This window comes from Stenotrophomonas sp. ZAC14D1_NAIMI4_1 (genome assembly GCF_003086775.1).
Lineage (GTDB): Bacteria > Pseudomonadota > Gammaproteobacteria > Xanthomonadales > Xanthomonadaceae > Stenotrophomonas.
Window position 1 is genome coordinate 4074698 of sequence record NZ_CP026001.1, and the last position, 16002, is coordinate 4090699.

The window sequence follows — 16002 nt, forward strand, 5'->3', positions numbered from 1 at the left end:
CCGCCATGGGGCGATCAGTACAGCGGCGGCTGCTGGGCCGCTTCGCGGCGCAGTTCGGCGGCACGCACCAGAACGGGCGGCGGGGTGTTTTCCTCGGGGATGTCCAGCAGCCCCAGGCGGTGCAGGAAGCCACCGGGCCCGCGCGAAGAGGTCAGCGCCACCACGGGAATGGCCAGCACCATGCCGATCACCACCGGTGCCATCCACGCGGCCAACGACGGCGATACCGCCCAGGCCAGCACACCCATGAAGGCACCGAACACGCCCAGCCCGCCATAGCCACGGACCAGCGCCATCCAGGAAATGCCGCCGTCGTCGCGCTGCTGCGCGTCCCAGCCCGAATCGCGGCCAGACAGCACTTCGGCCACGCCGCGCGACTGCACGTACATCACCACCGGCGCCATCAGCGCGGCCAGCACGGTTTCCACCAGCATCGACACGAAGGCGCGGAAGGCGCCACCGCAGCCGCGCCGATCCACCGGATCCAGCAGCATGGCCAGGTAGCCCAGCACCTTGGGCAGCAGCAGTACGGCCATGGTCGCGCCGAACAGGCGCACCACCTGCTCCTCGTCCTGTGCACGCCAGTACACGCTGGGCGACAGGTGCAGCAGCGCATTGAAATCGATGCCTTCCTGGAACAGCGGGATGGCGATGCCGATCAGCATCAACATGCCCCACATCGGCGCAGTGAAGTAGTGGCCGATGCCGATCAGCATGTGTACGCGGCTGATCCAGTGCAGGCCGCGGCTGCCGACCACCTTGCCGTGCTGCAGGTTGCCCTGGCACCAGCGGCGGTCGCGCACCAGCATGTCGGTCAGGGTCGGCGGGCCTTCTTCGTAGCTGCCGCCCAGGTAGGGCACCATGTGCGCGGCCCAGCCGCCCCGGCGCATCAGCGCGGCTTCGACGAAATCGTGGCTGAGCACGTGGCCGCCGAACGGCTTGCGCCCGGGCAGGGCCGGCAGGCCGGCCTGGTCGGCGAAGGCGCGGGTGCGGATGATCGCGTTGTGGCCCCAGTAGTTGCTCTCGGCGCCATGCCACCAGGCCACGCCGCGGGCGATGACCGGCCCGTACACGCGGCCACCGAACTGCTGCATGCGGGCAAACAGGGTGCGGCCGCCGATCACAGACGGCAGGGTCTGGATCAGGCCGACGTCAGCGTTGTGTTCCATGCCGGCCACCAGGCGCACGATGCTGTCGCCGGTCATCAGGCTGTCGGCGTCGAGGATCAGCATCTGCGGGTAGGCGCCACCAAAACGGCGCACCCAGTCGGCGATGTTGCCGGCCTTGCGCGCGCCGTTATCGCTGCGGCGGCGGTAGAACAGGCGCACCCGGCCATCAGGCACCAGCTCGCGCAGCTCGTTGAAGACCAGCTCTTCGGCGCGGGCGATGTCCTCGCGGCGGGTGTCGCTGAGCACGAAGAAATCGAAGCGTTCCAGCTGCCCGGTGGCGGCCACCGATTCGTAGATCGCGCGCAGGCCGGCCAGCAGCCGTCGCGGGTCTTCGTTGTAGGTGGGCATCAGCAGCGCGGTGCGGCTGTGCACGATCGGCAACGGCTTGTCCGGGTCGATGCCCAGGCGGTAGCCGCGGTCGAACACGGCGGTGAGGAAACCGGCCACGGCACTGGCGAAGGACAGCGCGATCCAGGCGAACAGGCCGACGAACAGCACCAGCAGGCAGGCCTCGAGCACACTGATGCCGTCGGTGGACAGGACCCGCCACATCATCCGCGTGGCCACGGCGGTCATTGCCGCAGTACCACCGAAGAGGTACAGGCGGCGCAGCTTGATCATGCGCGGCGAGGTGCGGTGGCGTCGAACCTTGAGCTTGCCCTCGCGCAGGGTCTGCTCGGGCATCTGCAGGGGAGCTTCGGGCGGCAACAGCGCCCAGCCGGCGTCCAGCTCGGGGTTGCCCGGGCCGGCGTGGGAGGTGGTTTGAGCTTCCATCGCGTCTACTCCGCCCAGGCAGCGCAACTGGCCGTCCTGGCCAGGCGGCATGCACCAGGGTTCCCCGCGCGCATTCCCGGCGCCCGCACTTGTCCTGCCTGCGACGGCGTCACGCCGCGCAGTCGATGTCTGTCACTACCGGAACCCACACGATCTCCAACGGGGCGGAATCGAAAATGCGGCCCAGCATAAGAGGGCAAATGTAAGGTGAGCGCGAAGGTTTACGCCGGGGATTTCCCCCATTCAGCAAACAGCGGGCGATGGCGGGCTCGAGCATGCCACGCACACCCAGCCGCGACGGAAACTGGATCGAGCAAAATGATAACGATTCCCAATCAGGGAATTCGGTCGCAGATGCGCCGCGAGACGCCAACCTGGGTTGGCCGATGCTCGTTCTGCGCAGAAGGGTGCCAACCAGCGTTGGCACCCGCCAGGGCTAGATCGTCTCGGGCGCAGCCGGATCGCGGCTGGCCGCCGTGCGCGCGCGGTCCATCGCCACCGCCAGTTGCTGGCGGGCGAGCAGTTGTTGTGCCTGCACCACTTCGGGTGTCGGCAGAAGCACCGGGCCGGGTGCGTTTTCCGGTGTAACAGGTGTGGTCATGCAACCTCCGTGGACATCCCGCCGACCGCAGGCCAAGGCCCAAGCGACAGCGGAACTGCGCACCCTATCCTAAAAACAAGAAGGGTGGGTGACGGTGCGACGCCCGGACGCAAGGCCCTGACTGGTTCAGCGTCACATTTCTTGCGGCCCGGACTGGCTGGCTGAATGCGACGCATTTATCATGAAAACGTTTTCTTACACGGACGTTCCCATGAATGCCATCGATCTTTCCCGCTTCAGCGCGAAGTGGCAGTTCCGCTTCAACTTCTACCAGCAACACGGCTCGCCGAAGGATCCGCGCTTCGCGCCGGCCTGGAAAGCGCTGCCCGTCGGCGAGCGCCTGACGATCAACATCAATTTCCTTGCCCTGTTCTTCAGCTGGATCTACCTGCTGACCCTGGGCATGTGGCGCAAGGCGCTGGTGGTGATCGCCATCTTCATCGGCCTGTTCGCACTGGCCTTCGTGCTGCCGACCATCCTGGTCCAAGGGCTGATCGGTGGGTTCTGCGCGCTGCTGGCCCACTGCACCAACTACGGCTACTACCTGGAGCAGGTAAAGGGCCGTGCCAGCTGGAACCCGTTCGACGGCTTCATCTGACGCACGGCCAGCGGTGCGGATCTGCATCAACGACGCCCGGCTCCGGCCGGGCGTCGTCGTCTGCGCCGTCAGGCCGCGCGCAGCTTCGCCGCCGCCGGCGCATCGGCCTGCAGGCGGAAGCGCGAAACCGCCACCGCCAGCTGCTCGGCCTGGTCTTCCATCGCCCGTGCGGCGGCCGTCGCCTCTTCCACCAGCGCCGCGTTCTGCTGGGTGGTTTCGTCCATCTGCACCACGGTCTGGTTGACCTGCTCGATGCCCGCCGACTGCTCGCGCGAGGCGGCCGAAATCTCGGCCATGATGTCGTTCACCCGGCCCACCTGGCCGACGATCTCCTGCATCGTGCGGCCGGCACCGTGCACCAGCTGCGCGCCTGCGCCGACCTGCGCCACCGAGGCGTCGATCAGCCCCTTGATCTCCTTGGCCGCGCCGGCAGAGCGCTGCGCCAGCGCGCGCACTTCACTGGCCACCACGGCGAAACCGCGGCCCTGCTCGCCGGCTCGCGCCGCTTCCACCGCCGCGTTCAGTGCCAGGATGTTGGTCTGGAATGCGATGCCGTCGATCACCGAAATGATCTCGGCAATGCGCTGCGAAGAGTTCTCGATCTGCTCCATGGTCTGCACCACCTGGCCGACCACCTGCCCGCCTTCGCTGGCCACGCCGGCCGCCGATGCCGCCAGGCTGTTGGCCTGCTGCGCGTGCTCGGCATTCTGGCGCACGGTGGAGGTCAGTTCCTCCATCGATGCGGCGGTCTCTTCCAGGTTGGCCGCCTGCTGTTCGGTGCGGCGCGACAGATCGCTGTTGCCCGAGGCGATCTCGCCGGCCGCCAGGCGGATGCTCGCCGCCGACTGCTGGATCTGGCCGACGATCTGGGTCAGCTGCTGCACCGTGCTGTTGGCATCGTCGCGCATCACCGCGAACACACCGTGGAAATCACCCTGCATGCGCGTGCTCAGGTCGCCGGCGGCAATCGCGCGCAGCAGCGTGGAGAGCGCGGCCAGGTTGTGGTCGCTCACCTGCATCATGGTGTTGAGCGTTTCCACCATGCGGCGGAAGTCGTGCTCGAAGCGCTGGGTATCGCCACGCACGGCGAAATCACCGGCAGCCGCGGCGGCCGCCAGCTGCTGGATCTGTTCGTTGATCGCCCCCAGGTTGGCCTTGGTGGTGGCCATGGCGGCGGTGAACACCGCCTTCTCGCCCGGCAGGGCGTCCATGTCCACGCTGAGGTCACCCACCGCGTAGCGCTGCATCACGTCCACCAGGCGCTGGGTGACCGCGTTGCTGGATGCCACCAGCTGGTTGCTGTCGGCCACCATGCGGCCGTATTCGCCCGGGAAGGCGCTGGCATCCATGCGATAGCTGATCTGGCCCTCGTCATGGCGCTGCGCCATGTCCGCCTGCGCCGCCATCACCGCCTGCAGCGTGCCGCGCATGCCCTGCATCGCTTCCAGCAGGCGGCCCACTTCATCGTTGCTGCGCGGCGGCAGTGCGGTGTCCAGCTTGCCGGCCGCCACGTCACCGGCGATGCGCACGGCCTGCGCCAGCGGGCGGATGGCCAAGCGGCGCAGCAGCACGTAGACGCCGGCACTGAGGGTGAGCGCGGCGATCACGCCGACCAGCAGGGTCAGCCACAGCAGCTGCCGGGCTTCGGCCACGATCACCGCGTGCGGCACCACCACGCCCAGTGCGAAGTGCTGCGGGGCATCGCCCACCTGCATCGGCACGTACAGGCGCACGTTGCCTTCGGCATCCGGCTCGAACGCCTCGAACGTCTTGCCCTCGGCAATCTGCGCCAGCATCTGCTGGGTGGCCGCATCGGTGCGCGGCTTGCCGATCTCGGCAGCATTGGCCGCTGCCAGCACCACGCCCTTGGGCGAAAGCAGTTCGACCCGGCCGGCCCCCATCGGGGTCAGCGTGGCCAGGTGCTTCTGCAGCGCCGCCAGCGAGAAATCGACGGTGAACACACCCAGGAAGGTGCCGTTCTCCACGATCGGCGTGCTCAGCGTGCTCATCAGCACCTGCTGGCCACCGATGGCGTAGGCATACGGTTCGCTGACCTTGGGCAGCTTGTCCCGGCTCGGCCCCATGTACCAGTCACCCGAGCCGTCGGGCAGATCGGTGTAGGCGGTCATCGGCGACTGCTGGGTCTTGCCGTTCTCCCAGGCCCAGTAGCTCATGAAACGCCCGGTGGCATCGTGCGCTTCGCTGTCGACGAAGTCCGCATCCTTGCCATCGAAGGCATTGGCCTCCCACATGGTGCTCTTGCCTACCCATTCCGGGTGCGCGTGCAGCTGTTCGCCGATGACCGCGGCCAGCGCGGCACGGTCGGGGGCATCGCCGCGGGCCCGCTGGGCCAGCACGGTTTCCACCATCGCATCGTTGCTGGCGAAGGCCGTGCCCAGATCGGCCGAGACCTTGCGCGCCTCGGCAATCGCTTCGCTGCCCATGGTCTGGCGCGAGGCATTGACCAGGCTGGCACTGGCCTGGCGGTAGATGAGGAAGGCGGTCACGCCGAAGCAGAGCAGCGCGATCGAAGCAGTGCCCAGCATCAGCTTGTGGGCGATGCTGCCCGGGCGACGGGCAGCGGCAGAGCGGGAAGAAGGCATGGATGGATCCGCAGGCAGTTCAGGACAACCGGCACCACGACGGTACCGCGCAGATGCGCGATCCCTCGCGCGGCCGCCTGCCGGCTGCGGATCGGAACCCACGGTGGCAAGGCACGCACCGGGTTAGCGGCCGCAGACGGGGCGGGTTGAGGAAAACCGCCTGCGGGAATCTGAATGGACTCACGTAGCGTCGAGCGCGCTCGGCGCTATTCCACCACGCGGTCGCCCACCCATTGCGTGCGCGGCAGCACTTCGATGCTGCCCGCCGCGTACTGCTGCAGCACGCCCTCCGGGCCGAAGCGCGGCTGCCAGCCCAGCGCCTGGCGCAGGCGGCTGCTGTCGTAGACGCGATCAATGCTCAGCGGCAGCGGCCAGCCGCGGCGCTCGAATTCGGCCAGCAGCTGCGGCACCCGCCGGGCCAGCACCTGGCGCGGGTTGGCGGCCAGCTGCAGGCAGTCGCTGCGCTGGAACGGCGTGGCCGCACAGGCGATGTAGCGCTGGAAGGCCCCGCCCTCGTCCACCAGCAGTGCCGCATGCGCGCTGGCCACGTCGCGCGCATCGATGCCGCGATGCAGGCGGAACATCGCCATGCGTTCAGGCGACTCGGGGAAGCAGCGCGCCATGCGCAGCACGCGCACGTCAAACCCCGGCCCTGCCGCGCGCTCGGCCAGCGCTTCGGCCTGCAGCTTGGTGCGATGGTAGATGGTGCGCGGCAGCGGGTCGGTGGTTTCATCGATCCAGCGGCAGCCACCGGCCACCACGGCGTGGCCGTACAGCGCCGTTGTGCTGGTCAGCACGAAGCGGCGCACCCCCGCCTGCCGGGCCAGCTGCAGCAGCTGCGCGGTGGCGTCCACGTTGATCTGCTGGAACACCTCATCAGGCACCAGGCCGACATGCGGTGCGTGCAGGGCCGCGGTATGGATCACCGCATCCACGCCCCGCACGGCGCGCTCCAGCGCCTGGCGGTGGGTGATGTCGGCAATGATGCGGGTGGTGTTGAACGGGCTGCGGTCCAACCCCACCACGTCGTGCTCGGCAGCCAGCGCGCCGAAGATCGCGCGCCCGATCCGCCCGGAACTTCCGGTCAACAGGATCTTCATTGAATCCATTCACTCGACAACGCCCGGGAGCTACCGGGATGACCCGATTCTAGGCGCGGGCGAAGGCTCGGCAACAGCCTGTTCACGTGCGCGGCCTGGTAGCGGGGCGTCAAGCGCATGCATGGCCGGCGTGAAAGCAGCGGTGGGGATATGCACCTGCCATTAGCCCCGCCTGTGCAGGATGGAAGCGGTCGTCGAAGCTGGCGGCGTCCCTTCGGAACAGGAGACACAGCATGGCCAATGCACCCCACGGCTCACAGAATCGCGGCTTCGCGTCGATGGATGAAGACAAGCAACGCGCCATCGCCGCCAAGGGCGGCCGCGCGGCCCACGCATCGGGCAACGCGCATGAATTCAGTTCCGCCGAGGCACGCGTCGCCGGCCGCAAGGGCGGCGAGGCGATCAGCCGCAACCGCCAGCACATGGCGGCGATCGGCCGCGAGGGCGGGCATGCACGGCATGCCAATGCGCAGCGCCAGCAGCAACAACAGATGCAGGACGAACCGCAGGCACCTGCCGCACCAGCGTCGCCCTACCCGCAACAGGGCTGACCCTGCGTCTGGGCCAATAACGACAGGGCCCCGCCAATGGCGGGGCCCTGCACTGCAGCGATCATTCAGCCGAAGCTGGAGATCAGGCCGCCTTCATCGCATGCTTGCGGTCGCGCATCACGCGGTGGCAGTCCTGCACTTCCGGCAGCCACGCGGTCACTTCCTGGCGCACGGCCGGCGGCAGGTCGTTGTCGTTCAGCACGTCCTTGAACGCGCCCAGCAGGCGGTCTTCGGATTCTTCCAGCTCGGCCACGTAGCCGTAGTTGGTATCGCCGAAGGCGGCACGCACCTTGCCGTAGAACTGCTGCATGGAACCCACCATGGTGCCGTGCTCGGCCGGCTTGCCACCGGTGGCGACGACGGCGCTGCTGAGCGAGGACACGATGCGCGCCTTGACACCGGCGATGCGCACGAACAGTGCGGACAGCTCGGTATCCTTCACCTTGGTGGCGGCTTCTTCATAGAACGACTTGCCGTCGCGGGCGATCTCGATCAGGTCGTTGAGGCGGTGTTCGATGGTGGACTGGGTGCTCATGGTGTTTCTCCTTGATCGGGTCTGCGGGATGAGGGCAGCGGTGTGTCCGTTGCCTGCAGGACCAGAGTGGAGAAGTGCATGTGCGGCGCGGGTGAGCACTGTTTTATGCAGGAATCACTGTCTCGAACGGCAACTGACTGTTCACGTTCTCTTGCATGGGATTCACGCTCAGAGAACGTTCTCGTCCATCCTCATGGATTCGGCGATTCGCCATGCGATGACGCGAATTTCGACAGCGAAGACGACTCGACGGGCAAATCGTTTGCCAGGCACCATTCCACAAAGTCGGCCACCGCCACTGTCACCCGGACAGTGCCGACGCCACTCACTCTGGCGAGCCACACGTGGCGCTCAATATCTTTCTCCCACTCGGCAAACGTATCGTGCCAGTCCCGCTCAGGCAGGAGCGCCTTGAAGCTGGCGTACTCTTCCTCCCGGAACCATGCAAACGCAAGATACGGAGCATCATCCCCGCGAGGACGAGGAAGTGGCACGAGGGCGGGACGACGGTGTCTCATGGTTCCATGACCCCGGTGGAGCGTCTCTCGAGTATCCGACAGCGGCCCCCTTTCGGTAAATGCGCAGGTAGGTGCGGCCAGGTGTCGATTCCCGCCCCCGTCGTTCGTCGGAACAGGAAAGGCAGGCCCGTCGCCTGCAGGAGCACCGCCATGCACCCGATCCTCACCGCCTTCGCCACCTCCCCCGACCGAGGCCAGGGCTTGGCCCGCGACATGCGCGTGCGCTGGGCGCTGGAGGAACTGGGCATCGCCTACGACGTGCAGCTGCTGACCTTCGCCGAGATGAAGGAACCCGCGCACCGTGCGCGCCATCCGTTCGGGCAGATTCCCACCTATGAGGACGGCGATCTGCGGCTGTTTGAATCGGGCGCGATCATCCTGCACCTGGCCGAGCAGCATCCGGGCCTGCTTCCCGCGGATGCAGCGGGCCGCATGCGCGCGATCGTGTGGATGTTCGCCGCCTTGAACACGGTGGAACCGCCGATCGTCGAGCGCTCGATGGCCTGGGTGCTGGAGCGCGAGCAGCCCTGGTACGCGCAACGGCTGGTGATGCTGGATGAGCGCGTGCGGCGGCGGCTGGATGAGCTGTCAGCACGGCTCGGTGATGGCCCCTGGCTGGACGGCGCGTTCAGTGCCGGCGACCTGCTGATGGTGTCGGTGCTGCTGCGCTTGAAGAGCAGCGGCATCGTTGAGGAATTCCCGTCGTTGGCTGCGTACGTGGCACGCGCGACGGCGCGACCGGCGTACCAGCGTGCGTTCGCCGCGCAGCTGGCGGTGTTCCAGCACCAGTAGCGCCAGCAGCCGCCACATTGACGCCCAACCCGCACAGGCCTAAAGTCTGCGCCGCAGCCCTGCATCAGGCGCTGCCGCAGGCGTTATCGTCATCCAACGCGCCCACACCCGGGAGGGCCTCAGCAGAGGGAACCCGGATCAAAGGCGCCACGGTACCGTCCTGCCCTCCCCTTCCTGCTGGAAGGGATGCATCCTGCCGTGGCCTTTCCCCAGCCCCTCTGGAAAGGCACTCCCATGAAGCTCTCCGGCAACACCATCCTCATCACCGGCGGCAGCCGTGGCATTGGCCGCGCATTCGCCGAAGCCCTGCATGACCGCGGCAACCAGGTCATCATCACCGGCCGCGACCCCGCACTGCTGGACGCCATCTGCGCGCAGCGCCCCGGCATGACCGGCCTGCCACTGGAACTCGGCGACCCCGCGTCGCTGGCGCAGGTGGCCGAGGTCGTACACGCGCGCTTTCCCTCGCTGAACGTGCTCATGGCCAATGCAGGCATCTCGCGCGCGGAAGACCTGGCCAGCGGCCACTGGGACGACCTCGATGCCGAGGCCATCGTCGACACCAACATCCTGGGCGTGCTGCGCACGGTCGCGACCTTCCTGCCGCTGCTGACCCGGCAGCGCAGCGCGACCTTGATGGCCACCAGCTCGTCGCTGGCCTTCCTGCCCCTGGCCAGCTTCCCCACGTACTGCGCAAGCAAAGCCTTCCTGCATTCGTGGCTGGTATCGCTGCGCCATCAACTGCGGCACCTGCCGGTGGACGTGCTGGAACTCTCGCCGCCCTACCTGCAGACCGGACTGACCGGCGCCGCGCAGGCCAGCGACCCTCGCGCCATGCCCGTGCAGGACTACGTGCAGCAGGTGCTGCTGAAACTGCAACGCGGCGATCATCCACGCGGTGAAGTACTGCTGGACGCTGACCAGGCACGACGCTGGGCCGAACGCGATGGCACCTACGATGCGATCTTCGCGCTGATGAACCCCGCGTAGGCGCGGTCGCACAACCACGCCTGACAGCCGCCGCCGGAAGGATCCGGTGGCGGCCCTCAGCGCAGCGGATCGGCCGACACGCCCTCATGGGTGATCTTCACCGGCAGGATGTGGCCCTGCGCATCGAAGTGCATGCGCTCGATGGCGGTCTCGCGATGGTCGCGGGCCGTGTCACCGTGCGGGCGGCGGTGGTAGACGATGTACCAGCGGTCGGTGCCCGGCACCTGGATGACCGAGTTGTGGCCGGCACTGGTGGCGATGGCTTCATCCTGCTGCAGCACCGTGCCGACGCGCTTGAACGGGCCAGTGGGTGCATCGGCAATGGCATAGGCCACCTTGTAATCCGGGCCGCCCCAGCCGCCTTCGGACCACATGAAGTAATAGTGCCCACCGCGCTGGAACATCAGCGGACCTTCCACGTATTCCGGCGCCGGGGTGATTTCCTTGAACAACGTACCATCGGCCAGCGGCAGCACACCGGTGAAATCATCCTTCAGGCGCACGATGTTGGCGTGCTTCCAACCGCCGTAAATCATGTACCAGGCGCCGTCGTCATCCTTGAACACGAACTGGTCGATGGGCTGCGCGCCATTGTGGAAGGCACCCACCAGCGGCTTGCCCAGCAGGTCCTTGTACGGACCTTCCGGGCGGTCGGCCACGGCCACGCCGATGCCACCCAGTTCGCTGTCGGTCTTGATGTCGTTGGCGGCGAAGAAGAAGTAGTACTTGCCGTTGTTTTCCACCACGGACGGCGCCCACATCGCGCGCTTGGCCCAGGGCACGTTCCTGGCGTTCAGAACGTCGGCATGCTTGGTCCAATGCACCAGATCCGGCGACGAGAATGCATCGAAGGTGATCTGCGCATCGTAGTCCGCCGAGGTGGTCGGGAATATCCAGTAGCGGTTGGCGAATACCGCCGCTTCCGGGTCGGCATACCACCCCTTCAGGATCGGATTACCCGAGGTGGCTGGCGGCGCAGCCTGCGCGCCCGTTGCCAGTGCCGCTGCCATGCAGGCGGCCATCATCCACTTGCCCAACGCCATGCCGTGCGCTCCCGTGCTGGATAGATGGGAGCATATTAGATCGATTCAGATGCGGAATGCGCGGGCAGCCCCACCCCATGCGTGGGAGTGGGACGCAGGCCTCAGGCTTTCTTGATGACGGTGCGCTTGCCGATGCTGCTGGTCTTGCCCGCGGTCGGCTTGGCCAGGCCCGGAATCAGGAAATCGGTGACCTTGTGGCCCATGGACACCTTGTGTGCCAGCCAACGCGGCATGCGGCCACGACCGGTCCAGGTCAGGCGCTTGTATTCCGGATCGCGGTATTTGGCGGCGACCTTGCCGGTTTTACGGCGGGCGGGTTTGCGCGCGGGCGCGGCGCTTTCTGCGGCTTCATCACCGAAGAGTTCTTCGATGGTGTAACCGGCTTCGGCCGCAGCGGCTTTCAGCAGGCGGCGCACGGCGGCGGCCGGGCGGCGGGTGGTGATGAGGGCTTTGCGCTGTTCGGCCGCAGCCACCAGTGCGCCCAGCTCCCGAAGGCTGAGCGATTCGATATTGATAGTCATGCGGAGAAAGGTCTACTGCGGCGGGCTGGGTGTCAAGTTTTAGGTACCACTAAATGCAGTGGTACTACTCACCTTACTCATTCCTGCAGACCTCGGACAGCGCCTGCGCCAGCTGCGACAAGGAGTAAGGCTTTCTGAGCAGCACGAAGCCGTGGTTGGGGTCCTGGGCGAGAAGCTCGCTGTAACCACTGGTAAGGATTACCGGGAGCTGCGGATAACGCTCCTTGACGATGTGGGCCAGTTCCACACCACTGCGACCCGGCATTACAACGTCGGAGAAAACCACGCTGAACCGTTGATGGTCCTTGTCCAGTTCCTGCAGCGCTTCGTCCACGTTGTATGCGTGGACGACGCCATAATCCAAGCCCTTCAGTGCACTGTAGGCGAAGTCAGCCACATCCGGATTGTCCTCGACCAGCAGTACACAGATACCCTTGCCAGACAGGTCCTGGAACGTGTCCCGGTCTTTTTCTGGCTTGCCTTGAAACTGGCTTCGCGGCAGATACAGCGTGAACGTCGTTCCCTCGCCGGGCACGCTCTTCACGTCGATATCGCCCTCCGACTGTTTCACGAATCCGAACACCTGGCTCAGCCCCAGGCCGGTACCTGCGCCCACCTCTTTGGTGGTGTAGAAGGGTTCGAATATCCGCTCGATAGCACTGGCGGCGATACCTGAGCCGGTGTCCTTGAAACTCAGCGCCACATAGTTCCCGGCTACCACCGCACCGGACCGGATGACCGGAATGGCATCGCAGACTTCGGCCCGGATGGTCAGCTTCCCGCTACCAGCAATCGCGTCGCGGGCATTGACCGCGATGTTGATCACCGCAGTATCCAGCTGGTTGCGGTCAATAATGACGGGTATGGATGGGTGGGGCATTTCAAGCTCGATCTGTACCCTCGGTCCGACCAGCGTCGAAACGATATCCGATATCGAGCGGATACTTTCGACCAGGTCGAATACTTCCGGCGTCAGACTCTGCCGGCGGGCGAACGCGAGCAGTTGCGCTGTCAGCTTGGTCGCCCGGTCTGAAGCAGTGGCGATGCCATTGACATAGCGGGACTGCTGGGGCGTCAGCGAGCCGACGTGCCGCAACATATCGGCCGAGCCACTGATGACCTGCAGCAGGTTGTTGAAATCGTGTGCGACTCCCCCGGTCAGCTGGCCCATGGCCTCAAGTTTCTGGCTCTGCCGCAGCTGTTCCCGTGCCGATACCAGCTCCAGATGCGCTGCGCGCGCTTCTTCAGTGATGCTCTCGATGTGGCGGCTGTGGCTGTTCCGCTCGGCGACAAGCTCAGTCTGTTCACTTACCACACAGAGCATTCCTTTCACCTCGCCTGATCGGATTCGAAGCGGCGAATAGGAAAATGTCCACACCGTGTCTTCGAGGAAGCCGTCACGGTCCATGCGAAGCGTCATGTTGGTCAGACTCTGCGCCTTGCCACTGAAGGTTTCCTCGATCAGATCCTTGACGTCACCCCATACATCGCTCCACACGACATCCAGACGGTTGCCCATGGCGCCCTGGAGCTTGCCCCGCAGCAGCGGAAGGTACGCATCGTTGAAAAAAAAGCGCTTTTCACCAGGCCCCCAGGCAATCCAGAGCGGTTCGGGCGAATCGAAGATCATGCTGAGTGCAGAACAGAACTCGCAACTTGCCCCACGCATGCCTCTGCCCTGAACCCAATCGCAGTCCTTGAACAACCTGAAAGCCAATGACTCGGGGTTTGAGACGGTGGGAAGCATGGGTGTTCCTGAAACCGAAGGCGACGCGGGAGTATGGGTGAACCGCTGTGTAGGCCTTCGACACACTGCACGATGCCGTATCGACGGGGAGGGACCGACCGGGTGCGCTGGGGAGATCGTTGCTGTTGGTACCAGCAGAGGCTGCCGGCTGGCGGCTGGCGCAAGCCCACAGACGGACAACCAGCGTTCACTGCACGGCGCTGGGCTGACGAAGCGGGCTAGTGATTGTCCCAATTGCCTGATTCGATGGTGGGCCCACCAGGATTCGAACCTGGAACCAAAGGATTATGAGTCCTCTGCTCTAACCGTTGAGCTATAGGCCCTGCGCAGCGCCACAGTGTAGTGGAGCGCGCCCCCGCCCGGCTACTCAGGCATCAACGGCCAGCGCCTTGGCCACCTGCTCCAGCCGCACCTCGGCAATCTCCGCGAAGTGCTGCATCTGCCGCAGGTGGGCCTGGAACAGGGCCACCGTCCTCCGGGCCGACTCAAGCCCTGGCTGATTGCCACCATCAAAGCCTTCAACCAGTCCCGAGCCAGAAAGCGTCAGCAATGCAAACGTCGTGCGCCGGGCGAACCCCAGCCGGTCCTCGCGCTCGTCCTGCTGTACGTCCTCCCAGTCCAGCAGCGGCGGGAAGTCGATCTGCAGGGAATCAAGTGTGTCGTGCTCCACATCGTTCATGGCGTAGCTCCAGATGCATAAGGGTCTGTGCAGCAGGCCGCACGCGGTATGCGTGACCTGCCGCGCGTCTGCATCGATGCCGGTGATGTCCGGCCCGCCTACGGGATGTGTTGAGCATCTGCCCGGCCAGACTGCGGCCGCGCCAGGAAGAATTCAAACGGCAGATGCGACACAGCGCGAAATCACCCGAACCGCACCCCCATCGCCCTAACCCGCTCGGCATTCCCCCGTGCCAGCGCACGCAATCCGTCCGAGCGGACCCGCGAATCCCCCGCAACGCGCTCCCAGAACTCACCGGCCAGCGGCGCGGCCCAGCGCAGATGCTCAAGTTCCCCGCTCTCACGCGGCGCAACGGCATCCAACAGCACATCCTGCCGCAGTACACCCAGCCGCGACGGTGCCAACGACATCGGCAACATGTCGTAGGCCGGCGCCAGCGGCAACGGGCCGCGATCAACGAGGCGGAAACCGATGTTGCCCTGGTGCATGTCGCTGTTACCGATCAAGCGGCCAAACGCATGCAGCCGCGCCATCGCCTGCACGGTTTCGGCAGACAACCAGCCCAGCGCCTGCAGCTGCGCACCCGCGCGCGGCCAATCCGCAGTCGCTTCGCCGGTAAACGCGGACGACAGCGACAACAGCGAAACAAAACCCCGGCGCCCCAGCACATCGGCGCTGCGGTCGAAGCGCGTCACTTCCAGGAGGGTATGCGTGGGCGTCTGCAGCAACTCACTGCTGGCGGCATCCACGCCAGCAGCGCGAAGGGTCTCCAGTGCCAGGTGTTCGCACACCAACAGATCGGACCAGCGCTGCGCTGCCTCGCCGCCATCGGGCTGGGCGAACTTCACCATCACTGCGCGGCGACCGCCGTCGCCTTCCACTGTGGCGGTGAACTTGGGCTGCTCGCCGCCTGGCGAGGAACCCACGTCTTCGCCGGCGAGCGCGGCACGCGCGCGTTGCGGGTACTGCTGCGGGCGGTCGCGTGCAGCCACGCGGTCAGGCGGTGCATCCAGCGCAGCCAGGGCCGCCTGAACGGCCTCGCCGCCCAGCAGCAGATCGCCGGTCTCGGTTCCGCCGCCATGCACCAGCGCCACCAGCACGTCGTCGCGCTGCCAGCGGGCCAGGTCCGGGGGCAAGCCGAGGCCGCGTGCACGGCCATGCGCGAAGCTGCGGCCGAGGAAGCCCTGCGGGCGCAGGTCGTCGAGGTACCACGGCAGGCCCGGGAAGAAAGCGGCGATGTCGCCGTCCGGCGCGCGCAGCAGGTTGGGCCGCGCACGGCTGGCATCCACGTGGAAGGTGTCGCCACTGAGTGCGATCACCCGACCCAGTTCTTCCAGCGTGGCGTCTTCGCACAGGCGGTACAGCGGCCATTCGCTGCCCACGCGCGAGGGCTGGCGCAGGGCATAGGCGGTGGCGCGCGTCTGGCCCAGGCGCACGACCTGATCGCCACTGGCCGCGACCAGGCGGCTGAGGGTCATGCGGTTTACGCCCAGGCGCTCGGCCAGCGCGGCCGCCGGCTGTGGCTGGCCGGGGGGAAGCTGGGCGATCAGATCCTGGGGTTGCAGGAGCGCGCGGCGGGCCATGGGCGGGCCTTGGGGACGAATAATGTTACGTATTTAGCGCAAAAGAACGCGGCCTGCAAGCGAAAGGAAACTGTAAAACTACTGTTTTACATGTATTTTTTAGACACCAGCCGCAGCACGCATCAGAAATACTGTTACGTAAAAATTACGAATGTTCCAAACAATCCGCCGGGCGCGGCCCGGCGCTACCAAAGAAAA

The 16002-nt window shown here is 66.1% G+C and carries 15 protein-coding genes and 1 tRNA gene; 4 read left to right on the plus strand and 12 right to left on the minus strand.

Annotated elements, in window-relative coordinates:
* Positions 1-14 precede the first annotated feature (14 nt).
* On the minus strand, positions 15-1943 hold the full coding sequence (mdoH, locus tag C1927_RS18600; RefSeq protein ID WP_108747442.1) for a glucans biosynthesis glucosyltransferase MdoH: 1929 nt from the start codon (positions 1941-1943) through the stop codon (positions 15-17).
* Positions 1944-2379: 436 nt separating this feature from the next.
* Positions 2380-2544, minus strand: coding sequence for a hypothetical protein (locus tag C1927_RS21550; protein ID WP_174208702.1), 165 nt, complete (start codon positions 2542-2544; stop codon positions 2380-2382).
* 211 nt (positions 2545-2755) lie between these two features.
* Here C1927_RS21550 and C1927_RS18605 point away from each other — a divergent pair, with 211 nt between their 5' ends.
* Entirely contained in the window at positions 2756-3142 is a 387-nt protein-coding gene (locus C1927_RS18605) for a DUF2628 domain-containing protein (protein ID WP_108747443.1), read from the plus strand.
* A 68-nt stretch (positions 3143-3210) separates the two neighbouring features.
* On the opposite strand, the gene C1927_RS21845 is transcribed toward C1927_RS18605, so the two are convergent.
* Together C1927_RS21845 and C1927_RS18615 are read right to left on the minus strand one after the other, a co-directional pair.
* Positions 3211-5745 (minus strand): methyl-accepting chemotaxis protein, encoded by a 2535-nt coding sequence (locus tag C1927_RS21845; RefSeq protein WP_108747444.1) that lies wholly within the window; start codon positions 5743-5745, stop codon positions 3211-3213.
* 206 nt (positions 5746-5951) lie between these two features.
* A complete protein-coding gene (locus tag C1927_RS18615; RefSeq protein ID WP_108747445.1) occupies positions 5952-6845 on the minus strand; it encodes an NAD(P)-dependent oxidoreductase in 894 nt (297 codons plus the stop codon).
* 233 nt (positions 6846-7078) lie between these two features.
* Here C1927_RS18615 and C1927_RS18620 point away from each other — a divergent pair, with 233 nt between their 5' ends.
* Complete coding sequence (locus C1927_RS18620) at positions 7079-7396, plus strand: KGG domain-containing protein (protein ID WP_108747446.1); 318 nt, start codon at positions 7079-7081, stop codon at positions 7394-7396.
* Positions 7397-7478: 82 nt separating this feature from the next.
* Here C1927_RS18620 and C1927_RS18625 read toward each other — a convergent pair whose 3' ends face one another.
* Both C1927_RS18625 and C1927_RS21490 read right to left on the minus strand, forming a co-directional pair.
* A complete protein-coding gene (locus C1927_RS18625) occupies positions 7479-7931 on the minus strand; it encodes a PA2169 family four-helix-bundle protein (protein WP_079223597.1) in 453 nt (150 codons plus the stop codon).
* Positions 7932-8122: 191 nt separating this feature from the next.
* Positions 8123-8449, minus strand: coding sequence for a hypothetical protein (locus C1927_RS21490; protein WP_152027125.1), 327 nt, complete (start codon positions 8447-8449; stop codon positions 8123-8125).
* Positions 8450-8599: 150 nt separating this feature from the next.
* Here C1927_RS21490 and C1927_RS18630 point away from each other — a divergent pair, with 150 nt between their 5' ends.
* Positions 8600-9241, plus strand: coding sequence for a glutathione S-transferase family protein (locus tag C1927_RS18630; RefSeq protein WP_079223598.1), 642 nt, complete (start codon positions 8600-8602; stop codon positions 9239-9241).
* Positions 9242-9475: 234 nt separating this feature from the next.
* Positions 9476-10231 carry an SDR family NAD(P)-dependent oxidoreductase gene (locus C1927_RS18635; RefSeq protein WP_079223610.1) on the plus strand — a complete coding sequence of 252 codons (756 nt, stop codon included), beginning with the start codon at positions 9476-9478 and terminating at the stop codon, positions 10229-10231.
* Between the two features lie 56 nt (positions 10232-10287).
* Here C1927_RS18635 and C1927_RS18640 read toward each other — a convergent pair whose 3' ends face one another.
* From C1927_RS18640 to yjjJ, 6 genes are all read right to left on the minus strand, one after another.
* The gene (locus C1927_RS18640; RefSeq protein ID WP_108747447.1) at positions 10288-11274 is read right to left on the minus strand and encodes a glycoside hydrolase family 43 protein; all 987 of its coding nucleotides are present in this window, start codon (positions 11272-11274) and stop codon (positions 10288-10290) included.
* A 101-nt stretch (positions 11275-11375) separates the two neighbouring features.
* Positions 11376-11795, minus strand: coding sequence for an H-NS histone family protein (locus C1927_RS18645; RefSeq protein WP_108747448.1), 420 nt, complete (start codon positions 11793-11795; stop codon positions 11376-11378).
* 73 nt (positions 11796-11868) lie between these two features.
* A complete protein-coding gene (locus tag C1927_RS18650) occupies positions 11869-13425 on the minus strand; it encodes an ATP-binding protein (RefSeq protein ID WP_254051502.1) in 1557 nt (518 codons plus the stop codon).
* A gap of 364 nt (positions 13426-13789) precedes the next feature.
* Positions 13790-13865 (minus strand) — tRNA-Ile (locus tag C1927_RS18655).
* A 44-nt stretch (positions 13866-13909) separates the two neighbouring features.
* Complete coding sequence (locus tag C1927_RS18660) at positions 13910-14221, minus strand: hypothetical protein (RefSeq protein ID WP_108747450.1); 312 nt, start codon at positions 14219-14221, stop codon at positions 13910-13912.
* Positions 14222-14403: 182 nt separating this feature from the next.
* On the minus strand, positions 14404-15804 hold the full coding sequence (yjjJ, locus tag C1927_RS18665; protein WP_108747451.1) for a type II toxin-antitoxin system HipA family toxin YjjJ: 1401 nt from the start codon (positions 15802-15804) through the stop codon (positions 14404-14406).
* Positions 15805-16002 lie beyond the last annotated feature (198 nt).